Raw genomic sequence first — 14,505 nt, forward strand, 5'->3', positions numbered from 1 at the left:
TGTAAAAATTGTTCATGGATAATGCCCGCCCACACTTGCTGGCATCAATTTTCCAGTATCATATAGACGCGTAAATTAACCATGTTTACAAGTAACTTTCAACAAATAAATTCAGCTATTTAAAAAGGATAGACTCATAACCAAATACTTAACAATGTCACAAAACCTTAACATTTACTTGCTATAAAAAAAGGCTTTACCTATGGGTAAAGCCTTTTAAAATCCAATGTGAAGAGAGGAAAACTCTTATACGTCTTCCTCACGCAACTTCAAATTCACTTCCATTCGAGCAACGTTCACATCTGACAGCCAGACCTTAACCACCTGACCCAATGCAAACCTTCGCGCCGTTCTTTCGCCTACCAGCTCATTCCGTTCCGACAGGTACACATAATAGTCATCATCGATACTAGAAAGGCGAACCATGCCTTCAGCCATAACTTCTTCCAGTTCAACCCAGAAGCCAAACTCAGCAACACCTGAAATAACGCCAGTAAACTCTGCGCCGACCTGCGTCAGCATATAAAGTGCTGTAATGCGCTTTAAAATCTCGCGCTCGGCTTCCATGGCCACGCGCTCGCGTTTATTTAAATGTTCACCGATAGTTTGAATTTTGTCATGTTCACGAACAGTTTCATACCCTTTTACTTCCAACGCGTGCTTAAGGGCGCGATGTACAATAAGGTCAGCATAACGACGAATTGGGGATGTGAAGTGGCAATAGCAATCTGAAGCCAAACCGAAGTGGGTCTGATGCGTTGCAGTATACTGCGCCTGCATCATTGTTCTCAGCGTTAATCGGTTTACAACAAATTCCTGCTCTGTCCCGGCTGCTATTTTTAAAACAACCTGCAAATTTTCCGGTGTCGGGTCAGTAGGGAAAGACTCCCCCAACTCAGTTCGATGTAACATTTTGAACAAGCCGGACAATTTATCCAATTCCGGTGCCGGATGGACACGATAGAGAAACGGTGTTTTAGATTTAGTGAGGAATCGCGCAACAGCTTCGTTTGCTGCAATCATAAATTCTTCAATCATCATATGCGCGAAATGACGCACCTTGCGATCAATGGCGATCGGATCTCCTGCTACATCAAACGTTATTGCTGCTTCAGGAACATCAAAATCAAGACTTCCCCGCTCATCACGCTTGTTCTTCAATAAATGGGCAAGCTCTTCAGCACGTTCCAGCATAGAAAGAACCGGTGCAATGACAGCACGCTCTTTCTCATCTTTATCAAACAGAGCACGCTTTACCTGATCGTATGTCAACCGTGCCTTGCTTTCGATGACTGCCGGATAAAATTTGGATTTGCCGTATGTGCCGTCAGCATAGAAATATGTTTCAGCAACCATTGCAAGACGTGGAACACGGGGATTAAGACTGCATAATCCATTGGACAACGCTACAGGAAACATCGGTTCAACAGACTGCGGGAAGTAGTAAGAATTCGCACGTTCAACTGCTTCCCGATCAAGCGCAGACTCTTCCTGCACATAATGACTCACGTCAGCAATAGCGACCCATAATCGATACCCGTCACGCTGTTCTTCCACGTAGACCGCATCGTCAAAGTCTCGCGCAGTTTCGCCGTCAATAGTCACAAAATTAAGATTACGCAGATCAATACGATCAACAAAATCTTCTTCTGAAGGTAATTCTGGAAGAGCCTTCGCTTCTTCAAGAACTTCCTCAGGAAATGCCATAGGAATATCATGGTTCAGTTTAACCAGACGCTCCTGCACGTTTCCGTCTTCTTCACTGCCCAGACTCTCAATAATTTGAGCAGACCACAGGCCGGCCTCAACCTGTTCCTGCGGGGCAACCACGAGTAGCTCATTTTTACGAGGTCGACGTTCAAGAACATCGCCAGATGCTAAGACAGAAAATGTAAGGCGGGAATCGGTAGGACGACAAATGTACCCTGCTTTGCCCATTTTTTTAAGAACACGGCAAGTGATGTTTTCACGCGCACGTTCAAGAATCCTGACAATACGTCCTTCCTGATTTTTCCCACGATGCCCCGGAATCAAGGCAACAACAACTGTGTCACCATGCATGGCATCACCAAAGGCAAACGGCGCTACAAAAATATCCGCACGACGCTTATCATCTGGTAATACAAAACCTACACCGGAGCGCTGCACCTGAAGCTTACCTGTAATAAGGCGTAAATTTTTGGTAAGCCCCCAAGCACCGCCGCGTAAGCGTATAATTTTTCCGTCCTTTTCAAGAAATTCGATCATTCCCTCAAGATCACGTCTCCACCGTTTGCTCAAATGCAAAAAGCGGTAAAAATCATTCATTTTAAGCGGACGTTTTACTTCGCGGAAAAGATTTAAAATATCCTGAGGCGTAATAGGACATTCACCAACTTTCTTTTTTTTCTTTTTTACCATTATATATTCTTATTCCTCCGGTAATATTCGAAGAAAGCTTCCCTCCCCCTTACTACCTTTGGCTGATGTTATACTATTTTTCATGCTTCAATTTCGGACGCGGAACTGAAGCTACGGATGCTTTTTTAGATGGTGCCTTTGGAGCCGCTGGCGCAGTCTGTTTAGCAGGTTTATTCTTTTCAGCACCCTTTGTACTCACATCCGGAGCCTTGCCTGCAGGCTTTCTGGAACCTCCGTTGCGCAGAGATTCCCATTGTTCCTGCCACCAGTCTGAAAAAGATTGCTTGGAGTACATGGAATCACCAAACTTTGTACGGAGCACAAACGTCCAGACTTCTATTCCCAGAACTTCAGGAACCTTTACAGCGTCCTTTGGAGTACAGACCAGCGGTAAACCAAGGTTACCCATTTCTGCAATTTCAGATTCTGTATACGCATGATGATCTGCAAAACGCTGATGTTTATACGGAGCGCGTCCCATAAAACGTTTTGCTGTTTCTTCTACCTGTTCAGGTTCACCCACACCGTTAAACAATACATAGCTCTCGAGAGTAACAGGTGTATCATTATCTTTTGCCGCTTCAAATTTTTCTGCAGCAGCAGCACTGACCGGAACAAGATATTGCGGCAGTAATGAAAAACTAAACACAGGTTTGCCGAATTTAGCAAGCCTTTCCTGAATAACAGCCTTTAATGGCGCCAGCGTATCAGCTTTAATAAGAAACGCATCTGCTTTAGACAAAGCACTCTGGTCTTCCCGCCAACTTCCAGCAGGAATAACTCTATCCCACTCTGATGTCAGATCTTCCGGTTTCAATAATACCAGATTTATATCCCGCTTCACAGCTAAATGCTGAAACCCGTCATCAAGAATGACAATTTCCGGCCTGAAGCTACGCTGCGCCCATGCACCAGATCGTTTCCGAATTGGATCTACAACGATATGTGCCCTGCGATGCGCATGCGCCAACATTAACGGCTCATCACCCGCCTCAGCAGCAGTACTTTTTGATGTAACAAGATACGGAGTTCTTGGCGGAGTTGCCTTATATCCACGAGTAAGAACAACAGGAAGGTAATGGTATTTATCTGCCCACTCCAGCAGCCAACTTACAACCGGAGTCTTCCCGCTCCCGCCCCAACTGATATTGCCCACAGAAACACACGGGGCTTTAGGCGAAAATTGTTCTTTTGCGCCAAGCTCATATTGTTTGCGCCTGTATGACATCATAAGCGCATATAGTTTACTGAAGGGGTATAAAAGTGGAAACAGGGCACGCTGCATTGGCAGTGAAGACATAGCCTCTCCTGGTAGCTTTCTATTTCAATGGAATTGTAATCTGAGTGCAGAATATTGCCTCATGTAAAAAGGGAGAGCCATACAGGCTCTCCCCTCTATTCGTCACATGACAGCAAATATATAGTTATTTTTAGTCACGGCTTGCTGCAAACAAACGGAGCAACATGAGGAAGAGGTTAATGAAGTCGAGGTATAAAGTCAGCGCACCGAGGATTGTACCACGGCGAACTGCGGTTGCATCATCAGCAGGCATTGATTCGCCCATTTCAGCAAGACGCTGGGTATCGTATGCGGTCAAACCGGTAAATACGATTACGCCGATTGCGCTGATAACAAGCTGCATCATGCTGGAACCGATGAAGATGTTAACAACCATTGCGATGACAATGCCGAACAGGCCCATCATCATAAAGCTTCCCATGCTGGTAAGATCACGCTTTGTAGTCATACCGTACAAGCTCATAGCACCGAACATACCTGCTGCTGTAAAGAAAGCAGAGAACACAGTGCTGGAAGCATATACAAGAAGAATTGCAGACAATGTTACGCCGTTAAGCGCACTGTACAGCAAGAAAAGACCAGTTGCAGCACCAGCAGAAAGATTGGCAATACGTGCGCTCAGGTACATTACCAAACCGAATTCAGCAATAATAAGTCCGATGAAAGCAAACTGGTTGCCAAAAATAACCTGCTGAATAGCAGGAGATGCAGCTGTGAAAAATGCGCAGACAGCAGTCACAAGAAGCCCAAGCATCATCCAGCCGTACACACCACGCAGATATGTATTTACAAGTTCAGCACGACGCACACTTGGTGCAGCTGTATTTCGTCCTAACATTCCATCCTCCGGAATTATATTTTGCGTTCATTATTTTCTGAAACGTAAGCATTACGGTACCAAGCCCACTGCCGGAATGCAAGTCTATCAATTCCCGCACATTCTTAAAACAAAAAGCCCGGTCAATGCGACCGGGCTTTCTATGGGCGTACGGTGCGGCTTTTTACAAACCGCAATTGCGAAGATCTTCGCCAAGGTATTCACGCTCGTTTTCACCAAGAATACCAAGAGAAAGTGCAATCAGTGTCCACAAGTGAACCACATGATAGCCAGCTCCATAGTATTCGGAAAGATCGTGAATCTGAGAATGACAGTTGTGACAAGGTGCGATGACATACGGCGCACCGGTTTTCACAATCTGCTCATTTTTAATTTTGCCGTAGTAACGGCGGGCTTCAGGATAACCGGCCTGCAACGAACCACCACCGCCACCGCAGCAGTAGTTGTTGGATTTGTTAGGCCATGTATCAATAAAGTTCTCTTCACCAACAACTTTTTTGATAACGTATCGCAGTTCATCCGCCACAGCATCACCATATCCTTTACGGACAAGCTGACACGGGTCCTGCACAGTAAATTTAACGTTATTGACGTTCCAGTCTGAATTTACTTTCAGAACGCCCTCTCGTACCCAACGGGCGTAGAGACGGATGATGGACTCAATTTCAAACTTAGGCTCGATACCAAATTTTTGCATTCCGGACCGGAGTGCGTAAAGTTCGTGGCCTCACTCGGTGTTGAGCCAAATTTTGGCGCCGAGGTCCTCCACAGCCTTGACTTTGGTTCGAACTATTTTTTCCCAGGACTCATCATCTGCCGCGAACATACAGTAGTTTTCTGCTGCCCAGCCGTTTGAGCCGTAAGTCCAGTCTTCGCCAGTGCCGATGTTCATGATTTTCCACAGAGGAACCATTTCATCAGGCTCTGTTACCGGTTCGCGGGAGTTCTGGTTCAGGTAGTACGTTTTACCGAGTTCATCAAAAGGTACTTTGAGTTTCTCCATACCTTCCTGTTCGGACTGCACTTCTTCAAGAACATCTTCCACTACGAATTTAAAATCTTCAGAGGATGCACCCATTGCACTGTGACCAGGGTTACGTAAGGCCACATCACAAGAGTTAATAATCCCTTTAGGACGATCTTCCCGCGGCCAGGCCTGACGCGCCTGATACACGAGTTGCGGGATGTTGATCTGCATCGGGCAGACATATGTACACCGCTGACACATGGTGCACATCCAGACCCAAGGGGTAGTAGTGATTTCTTCATCCATTCCCAGTGCGGCAAGACGCAAAAATTTGCGCGGGTCCATGTCTTCGAGTCCTGTTGCCGGACACCCTGCGGAACATGCACCACAGGTAAGACACATATTAAGGTTGCCGCCTTCTGGCAGCAGTTCAGCTACACTTTCTATGAAAGAACCACCGCACTCCTTATCAGGATGCTGCTTTGAATCTGACATATAACATTTACTCCTTAACCGCTTCGCGCTGCTCATTGTGTTGCGTAATAAAGACAAAGCGGCCTAAGCCCAAGTATACTTAGGTCAAATCGGTTACGCATCGCAAGAAAGCGTACGGCTTTTTTGCGATAATTGCATAGCGGTTCTCCCCCCTCATAACAGCATTTTTTCATTACGTCATACTGATTATCAATGAAACCGGTTAACTTTTCATTTAATTGACATCGACATGATTTTATTGATATTTTGAATCTCAAGCGAACTGGTCATACAATCAATATCTATTATAAAGATGCCGGAAACAAATAAGCTGTTATTTTCTGGTACATTCTACCATCTTCACCAACTACATACTTGACCAGTCGCCAAGTATGTTCTACCTGAGAATTTCGCCCGCACTGTCGGGCGCTTTTTCTTGTGAAGAAGAAACGGTATCCTGACGCCGGTAAAATGCAGGAAAGAATTTTTTAAGGGAAAAATGATGAGCAGTATTCCTATTTCAATTGAAGGCTTTGAAAAAGTTAAGCAGGAGCTTGAAGCTCTGAAAAAAGAGCGTCCAGCCATTATTCAGGCAATTAAAGAAGCCCGAGAAGAAGGCGACCTTAGTGAGAACGCTGGCTACGATGCCGCACGTGAACGTCAAGGCATGCTTGAAGCACGTATTTCCTACATTGAGTCTCAGATGGCTTGCTACAATGTTATCGACCTCAAAACACTTGGTGGCGAAAAAGTAACATTTGGTGCAACCGTTGAGATTGAAGACCTTGATTCCGGCGACGTAAAAAAATACACCCTGCTCGGACCTGACGAAGCTGACTACCAGAATGGTAGCATCTCTGTTCTTTCTCCTGTGGGCAAAGCAATGCTCGGTAAGGAAGAAGGCGACGAGTTTGTAGTAAATGCTCCTAAAGGACGCATTTCATACGAAATCGTATCTATCGAATTCGATCATTAAGCAGCACAGCATCCTCAAGGATGCAGTGCTGACTATCGCAAGAAAAAAGCCATGCCTCATCACAATCGTGATGAGGCATGGCTTTTTTTCATTAATACAAGGCAGTACTAATCAAACAGGGGCGCCAAGCTTCTTATCCAGCAACTCAAGAACCTTTGTAGCTTCCTCAAACTGAGGGTTCACTTCAATGGCTTTTGCAAGCATGACCCGCGCCTTTTTAAATTCTTTCGTCTCAATCAACACTCTGCCTATATTGTAGAGCAGATGTTCATCCAGTTCTGTAAGCTTCTGCGCCCTGCTATAAAATTGAAGCGCTTCAGCATACAATTTGTTTCTTCTAAGTTTAATCCCGAACTCATTGAACATGTGCTTATGTTCCTTGGCAAAGGCAGCTTCAATGCCAACAAGTTTGGAAAACACTTCCTGCCCTTTCTCAGTCTCATTCCTGTCCAAATACGTAAGGCCGAGACCAAATGTAGCACGTACATTATCTTCGTCCATATCCAGAACCTGAAGAAACTCTACCTCCGCCCCATATGGCTGGCCATTAACCCGCAAGCGTTCACCTCGGGCAATTCCTTGAGCCACCTTGCGCATCGCAGGAAAAATTTTTTCCTGATAAAAGCCCGGTTCAGGTGTATATTTAGCCATCAGCGTTTCAAAAGTAACTTTTTCATATTTTTCAAACGGGATATGACTCTTATTAAGCTTCCATAAAAGGATATCTCCGTTCGCTTCCTGCTCTGCATACACCATTACTGTAATCTTATTTGTCTGCTTTGTTGCTCCAAATCCAACACGGACAATCTTCACAGTTGAAAACGCCCCACGTATAGGCGGTTTTTCATGGCTTCCATCCATATGCGTCCCTCAAAATATGCACTGCGTAGTCGCTACAACTTGTTAATACAGAATAAATTACCCATACGGTGTTGTTATACAGTTACATAATCATGCTAACGGCCATCTGTCATCCTTTTATGATACAATTTTACGAATTGAAGTATCATGGAGGAGCTATGTCCCGTTATCTCTGTATCCACGGTCACTTTTACCAACCCCCGCGTGAAGATCCCTGGCTTGGCGAAATCATGCCTGAAGGCAGTGCTGCGCCAATGGTCAACTGGAACGAGCGAATAACACGTGAAAGTTACACCCCTCTTGCTTTTGCAAAACGCCTTGACGCCAATGGAAACATTATTGAACTGGTAAACTGCTATGAATGGATAAATTTTAATGTCGGCCCGACTCTTATGCGCTGGATGGAAACTGCGTTTCCTGCTCTCTATCGACGTATCATTGAAGCAGATAAAGCAAGCGTCCGAAGGTTCGGGCACGGAAACGCCATAGCACAGATATACCATCATGCGATCATGCCGTTGGCTAAAGGACGTGATAAAGAGCTGGAAGTTCAATGGGCTATTCAAGACTTCGAACACCGCTTTGAACGTAAACCGGAAGGCATGTGGCTTGCTGAGTGTGCCGTTGATACAGACACGCTGGAAGTCCTCGCCAGTCATGACATAAAATTTACTATCCTTTCCCCCTATCAGGCAAAAGCATTGGAAGAAAATGGAGAATGGTACGATATTTCCGGCGGGGAGTTCGACACATCAATACCGTATCAAATTGTACTACCAAGCGGTCGTGCAATAGCAGTCTTCTTTTATGATGCAGAAATTTCACAGGCTGTTGCATTCGAACGCCTGTTGTCAGACGGTGACACCTTCTGGAGCAAAATAAAAGCATTTGCAAACAATGGTGTTCTTACCATCAGTACTGACGGGGAAACATATGGACACCATTGCAAGTTCGGAGAGATGGCTCTTGCCCATGTTATTGATAATGCTCGCGCGGCAAGGGACGATATTGAGCTCACCAACCTAGCCTCTTTTCTTATTGGCAATCCTCCGCAAAAACAGGTTCGGCTGCATGAGCCATCAGCATGGAGCTGTTCGCACGGAGTTGAGCGCTGGAAAAGCAACTGCGGTTGCACAGCCGGTGGGCATCCAGACTGGCAGCAAGAATGGCGAAAGCCGTTACGGGACGCCATGAACTTCATGAAAGAATGCGTGGACAACTTCTTTGATTTAAAAGCAGGCAATTACTACGACGCACCAGAAAAAGCGCTCAATTCATATGGTCATGTTCTTTCGGGGCATACCCCGCTGGATAAATTTCTGACAAAACACGCCAAAGAAGGGTTAACCGGCCAACAGCTGCATGAAGCAACATTGCTACTGTTCATGCAGGAACAAGCGCTTTCCGGCTTTGCCAGCTGTGCATGGTTTTTTGATGAACTTACACGCATTGAACCCAAAAATGCACTTTCATTTGCTATACACGCACTGGATATTCTTGCTGAATTCGAAGGGCATACCCGTATAGACGATTTTGCAGAAATTCTGGCTGATGCCGTGTCCAATAAGAAAGGGCATGAGACCGGAAAAGAACTATTATATGAACGTATTCTGCCCAGAAGAGAGTCTGAAGCATCCATTCTATTACAGGCACTGCTACTGCTGAGTAATGACAACTATTTCCCGCAAAAAGGGAAAACCTATCTGGTCACATGGAGTAACGTCAGCATAAAAGTCACACCGGAAAACATTGAGGACAATCATTTTACAGGCAAAGCCATCATGTTCTGGAAAGACTCCTCGCTGGGTATCAATATGACTTGGCAGTATGCAAAGCTGCCACCTGGTTTCATGAACAGTTCAACAGTAACAGCTACAATCGACGACAAAGGGGCACAAAGCTGCATGTACACAGCCCTGCCGCGTAACAAACGCCAATCAGTCACCGTACACTTTATGCAGCATGTACTTGAAAATCTTGTGGCAGCCTACACTCCACTAGGCCTTGACGCCACTGTCCTCTTCGAAACATGGACAGAAGGCCAGACAGATCAGCCCGCAGGGCATCTATGGAATGTTGTCTGCCCTGCCCTCATCGAAGGATACATATTCTCTGAGCATTGCGAAGTGCAGTTAAAAACAAAGCAAATCGCCTGCCTGCGTTACTATGTTCAAGGCTGGATTGCCCGTAAGCAGTATGATCCGACTATCACGCTTAAGAAGGTAGAAGACAGGCTTATTGCAATGCTTTCAGGTGATGACCCTGCTTATTTTAAGGCAACGGGCATACTGGAGCGTGCCATGGAGCTTTTCCCTGAAGCCCCTATGGATGACCTGCTCTATTTCATATGGCAAGAAAAGCAACGTGACCCGCATACTCGAAAAATAGCACGATTGCTTAACCTATCACTCCCGTAACAAAAGACCTTGCATAGAATAAAAAAGGATGGAGAGAGACACTCCATCCTTTTGTTTTTACTTATATTTTAAAGAAAAAAAGAGTTATAACACGGCGTCACAGACTTGTGCAGCATGCGACACGTTTTCGTAACACACCTTCTTTATTTTCCTCCCAACGAAACAAAAACATCCATGTATTTAATTTGGAGGAATGAACATGCGTCCTTGGTCTTATATTTTATCTGCTCTTTTCGTCGTCGCTCTCGCTGCTCCTGCAATGGCAGCTAACTCAATTACCGTAAAAGGTTCTACCACCGTACTGCCAATCATGCAGCGCGCAGTAGAAGCATTCATTGCTGAAACTGGCACTCCAGTGGCTGTTTCCGGTGGCGGCTCTTCCAATGGTATTAAGGCTCTTCTTGACGGTAGCACTGACATTGCTATGGCTTCACGTAAAATGAAAGGCAAAGAAATCAAACTCGCTGAGTCCAAAAAACTTACTCCAGTTGAGCATGTAATCGCTCTGGATGCAGTTATTCCTATTGTTCACCCTTCCAACCCAGTGAACAACCTTACTAAAGATCAACTGAAAGCCATCTACGAAGGCAACATCACTAACTGGAAAGAAGTTGGCGGCCCTGATGCAAAAATTATCGTAATTTCCCGTGACACATCTTCCGGCACCTACGAAACATGGCATAAAATTGTTATGAAGAAAGCACGTGTATTCCCGGGTGCTCTTCTTCAGGCTTCTTCCGGTGCTGTACTTCAGGCTGTTTCCAAAAACAAAAATGCTATTGCATACGACGGAATCGGCTACATCAACAACACTGTTAAGCCGCTTTCTGTAGACGGTATCAAAGGCAGTGCAACGACTGCTAAAGATAAATCTTACCCGGTAGCACGTACACTGCAGATCTACACATCTTCTGCACCTTCTCCGGCTGCAACCCAGCTCGTCGAGTTCATTCTCTCCCCGAAAGGTCAGGACATCGTTGAGCAGGCAGGCTTTATCCGTCGCTAGAGAAGCTGCTGTCTATATTAGCCTGCCTTTCCTTCCATCGGGGAAAGGCAGGTTTCATACATCTGCACTATTGGGGACATACTATGCGGATTTCAAGACAACATAAGGAAATGGCAATCCACGGTAGTTTTTTTGCCATCGCCTCCACGAGTATTCTCGTACTGACCCTCATAATGGTCTTCCTCATTATGGAAGGGTTGCCTATTTTTAATGACGTATCCGTACCGAACTTCCTTTTCGGGAAATACTGGTACCCTACTGACGACCCACCGGATTTCGGAATTTTGCCAATGATTACAGGCTCACTGGCGGTAACTGCGCTTTCTTCCTGCATTGCTATTCCGTTGGGATTAATGACTGCAATTTATCTTGCAGAGATCGCATCACCGCGCATGCGCAGCATCATTAAGCCTCTCGTAGAAATGCTGCAGGCTCTGCCGTCCGTTGTAATCGGCTTTTTCGGCATGGTCGTTGTTGCTCCACTGCTTCAACAATGGTTCGGTATTGCTACAGGACTAAACCTGTTTAACGCCTCCGTCATGCTGGCATTCATGGCTGTTCCTACAATTACGTCCATCGCTGAAGATGCAATATACAGTGTGCCTGAAGAGTTAAGAGCAGCATCTTTGGCACTTGGAGCAACCAAATGGCAGACCATCTCCAATGTCGTTATCCCTGCTTCTCTTTCTGGTATCAGCACCGCTGTTATTCTTGGGATGGCACGTTCAATCGGTGAAACCATGGTTGTACTCATGGTCGCTGGCGGAGCTGCCATGACACCGACATCTATTTTTGATCCCGTGCGCCCTATGCCCGCATCTATTGCTGCTGAAATGGCTGAAGCGCCATTCCAGAGTGAACACTACTATGCCTTATTCGCAACTGGCATGGTTCTCTTCATCTTCACATTAATTTTCAACATTCTTGCTGCCTACATCGCGGAAAAGAAAAAGCAGATCGGCACGGCGACACTGTAACAACGGGGTAATATTATGTCACAGCTGGCAGAAACAACTGGTACATCCTTGGCTCACCACAGGCCCGCCACTTCCGGAGCAAATTCTATGCGCCATACCATCCAAAAATTCATGTTCGCCTTATTCAAAGTGAGTGTGGCTATTAATGCGTTGGCATTAGCTATTATCTGCGGTTTCGTGCTTTACTACGGCGCTCCGGCAATCTCATGGGAATTTTTGTTGGAAAGCCCGCGTGATGCGATGACAAAAGGTGGAATTTTTCCTTGTATACTCGGTACAATCGCGCTTTCATATGGTTCAATGCTGATTGCCCTACCGTGGGGTGTCGCTACAGCAATTTACCTGCATGAATATGCTAAACCTGGCAAAGTTGTGCATCTTATCAGACTGGCCATTAACAATCTTGCAGGCGTCCCCTCTGTAGTGTTTGGACTATTTGGCCTCTCTCTCTTTGTCACGGTTCTTGGAATGGGGGTTTCACTCCTTGCAGGCATGCTTACCCTTGCAGCGCTTGTCCTACCCCTTATTATTGGAGCCTCGGAAGAGGCATTAAGGAGTGTCTCCCCCACGTACCGCGAAGCTTCATTGGGTCTCGGTGCAACTAAATGGCAGACTATCTACCGTATTGTTCTGCCTGCGGCTGCTCCGGGAATCCTGACCGGTGCCATTCTTTCTGTAGGGCGTGCAGCAGGCGAAACCGCAGCTATTATGTTCACAGCTGCCATGTTCTTTTCTCCTCTCTTGCCTAGCTCTATTTTCGACAGTGTCATGGCACTTCCGTACCACATCTATGTACTAGCTACAGCAGGAACTGACATTGAACAGACACGCCATCTGCAATACGGCACAGCTCTTGTACTTATTGCACTTGTCCTCAGCATGAACTTTCTTGCAATTATGCTTCGTGCCCGAATGCAGCGTAAACTTTCATAACAAGCACCCAAAACTAGACCCACAATAGAGAAAGAGCCTGCAGGTATACACACTTGCAGGCTCTTTCCTGTTACAAACCCTCTGGCAAATTCTTGCTTGCAGATACTACGCTTATTCCGTGTTATTCGTTGCTACCCGTAAATATTATGTGTATTTTATGCAAAAACATGCAGGGAGCGATTATGGCCAACGAAAAATATCTTCTGAATGATGTTAATTTCTTTGATATCCGTAACCGAAACGAAGGCCGTGTCATCAAAACTATCCAAAAGGTTCTGGAGACACCTCCTTATTACAAGCCTTCTGAAAAAGATCTCTTCGACATTTATGCTCTTTCGCTCAACTCACTGCCTGCGCGCTATGCACAGCAGGGAACGATTGTTCTTCGCGATCCGGTACGGGACAGTGACATTGAAGATGCTGTCCGCAAAGCATTCGCCATTGTTGTGGAAAACCCTAAACTTTAATTCAGGATTATTATGATCTCCGTTGATACCCACATACACACGCTCTACTCCCACGGGAAAGCCACTCCTGAAGAAATGTACGATGCTGCCGTACAAAAAGGAATTCGAGTATTCGGCTTCTCTGAACACTCTGCCCGTCCAGCTGGCATGGACTACCCAAGAGAGTACAGAGAGCATCTGGCTGCACATTGGGATACATACATCGAAAAGGTAACCGCTCTTAAAGACAATAAAGATGGGGTTACTGTCCTGCTGGGTATTGAAATGGACTGGATGGAAGGCAATGAAGAATTCATCAAAGAAGAACTTGCCAAGCATGAGTTCGATTACGTGCTCTGCGGCATCCATTTCCTGGAAAACTGGGGATTTGACTACGCTAAGGCTGACTGGGAATCTCTGAATGATGCCGAACTTACGGCTATTTATGAGAAATACTTCAACACAATGATTCCCATGGCGCAAACAGGTCTATTTAATACCATTGCGCATCCTGATATCATTAAAATTTTTTCCTGCGATCATTTTTCCAAGTGGATTGCAACTGAAGACGCACAAAATCTGGTGACAAAGGCTCTTACAGCTGTACGCGACGCCGGCATGTCCATGGAGATTTCCTCTGCGGGGATCCGCAAACTTTGTCAGGAAATCTATCCGTGTGAAACCGTTATGGGTATTGCGAGCAAGCTGAAGCTGCCAATCACCTTTGGTTCCGACGCACACTCAACCATGTCTGTGGCCTTCAGCTTCGATAAGCTGGAAGAACATGCGCGCCGTTTCGGGTACACAGAAAGCGTATATTTTCAAAACGGGAAAATGCACTCCCGACCATTTTAATCGCGCTATATGCTTATCAAAAACAAACAATTTCAAGGCCTCATACAGGTTGCCG

Annotated in this window: 12 protein-coding genes; 7 read left to right on the forward strand and 5 right to left on the reverse strand. The window is 45.7% G+C overall.

Going from position 1 to position 14,505, the window contains the following annotated elements:
- Window positions 1-246: 246 nt before the first annotated feature.
- The 4 genes from rnr to SP90_RS16435 form a co-directional block, all read right to left on the reverse strand.
- Window positions 247-2,400, reverse strand: coding sequence for a ribonuclease R (gene rnr, locus SP90_RS02335; RefSeq protein WP_066852158.1), 2,154 nt, complete (start codon window positions 2,398-2,400; stop codon window positions 247-249).
- 73 nt (window positions 2,401-2,473) lie between these two features.
- Window positions 2,474-3,700, reverse strand: a complete 1,227-nt coding sequence (lpxK, locus tag SP90_RS02340) for a tetraacyldisaccharide 4'-kinase (protein WP_066852160.1) — start codon at window positions 3,698-3,700, stop codon at window positions 2,474-2,476.
- Between the two features lie 130 nt (window positions 3,701-3,830).
- Entirely contained in the window at window positions 3,831-4,538 is a 708-nt protein-coding gene (locus SP90_RS02345) for a Bax inhibitor-1/YccA family protein (RefSeq protein ID WP_066852162.1), read from the reverse strand.
- A gap of 163 nt (window positions 4,539-4,701) precedes the next feature.
- A complete protein-coding gene (locus SP90_RS16435) occupies window positions 4,702-6,000 on the reverse strand; it encodes a (Fe-S)-binding protein (protein ID WP_082936254.1) in 1,299 nt (432 codons plus the stop codon).
- Between the two features lie 481 nt (window positions 6,001-6,481).
- Between SP90_RS16435 and greA the strand changes: the two genes are divergently transcribed.
- Window positions 6,482-6,955, forward strand: coding sequence for a transcription elongation factor GreA (greA, locus tag SP90_RS02360; RefSeq protein WP_066852166.1), 474 nt, complete (start codon window positions 6,482-6,484; stop codon window positions 6,953-6,955).
- Window positions 6,956-7,066: 111 nt separating this feature from the next.
- Here the strand turns inward: greA and SP90_RS02365 are convergent, their stop codons facing one another.
- Window positions 7,067-7,816 (reverse strand): tetratricopeptide repeat protein, encoded by a 750-nt coding sequence (locus SP90_RS02365; protein ID WP_066852169.1) that lies wholly within the window; start codon window positions 7,814-7,816, stop codon window positions 7,067-7,069.
- Window positions 7,817-7,974: 158 nt separating this feature from the next.
- Between SP90_RS02365 and SP90_RS02370 the strand changes: the two genes are divergently transcribed.
- From SP90_RS02370 to SP90_RS02395, 6 genes are all read left to right on the forward strand, one after another.
- Window positions 7,975-10,233 (forward strand): DUF3536 domain-containing protein, encoded by a 2,259-nt coding sequence (locus SP90_RS02370; RefSeq protein ID WP_066852170.1) that lies wholly within the window; start codon window positions 7,975-7,977, stop codon window positions 10,231-10,233.
- A gap of 199 nt (window positions 10,234-10,432) precedes the next feature.
- On the forward strand, window positions 10,433-11,239 hold the full coding sequence (locus SP90_RS02375) for a phosphate ABC transporter substrate-binding protein (protein WP_066852172.1): 807 nt from the start codon (window positions 10,433-10,435) through the stop codon (window positions 11,237-11,239).
- Between the two features lie 83 nt (window positions 11,240-11,322).
- Window positions 11,323-12,216 carry a phosphate ABC transporter permease subunit PstC gene (pstC, locus tag SP90_RS02380; RefSeq protein ID WP_066852174.1) on the forward strand — a complete coding sequence of 298 codons (894 nt, stop codon included), beginning with the start codon at window positions 11,323-11,325 and terminating at the stop codon, window positions 12,214-12,216.
- Between the two features lie 15 nt (window positions 12,217-12,231).
- On the forward strand, window positions 12,232-13,149 hold the full coding sequence (gene pstA / locus SP90_RS02385) for a phosphate ABC transporter permease PstA (RefSeq protein ID WP_157471169.1): 918 nt from the start codon (window positions 12,232-12,234) through the stop codon (window positions 13,147-13,149).
- A gap of 182 nt (window positions 13,150-13,331) precedes the next feature.
- A complete protein-coding gene (locus SP90_RS02390; protein ID WP_066852176.1) occupies window positions 13,332-13,616 on the forward strand; it encodes a late competence development ComFB family protein in 285 nt (94 codons plus the stop codon).
- Window positions 13,617-13,628: 12 nt separating this feature from the next.
- Window positions 13,629-14,450, forward strand: a complete 822-nt coding sequence (locus tag SP90_RS02395; RefSeq protein ID WP_066852177.1) for a histidinol-phosphatase — start codon at window positions 13,629-13,631, stop codon at window positions 14,448-14,450.
- The last annotated feature ends 55 nt before the right edge of the window (window positions 14,451-14,505 follow it).

Origin of the sequence: Halodesulfovibrio spirochaetisodalis, from assembly GCF_001672295.1 — a bacterium.
Taxonomy (GTDB): domain Bacteria; phylum Desulfobacterota; class Desulfovibrionia; order Desulfovibrionales; family Desulfovibrionaceae; genus Halodesulfovibrio; species Halodesulfovibrio spirochaetisodalis.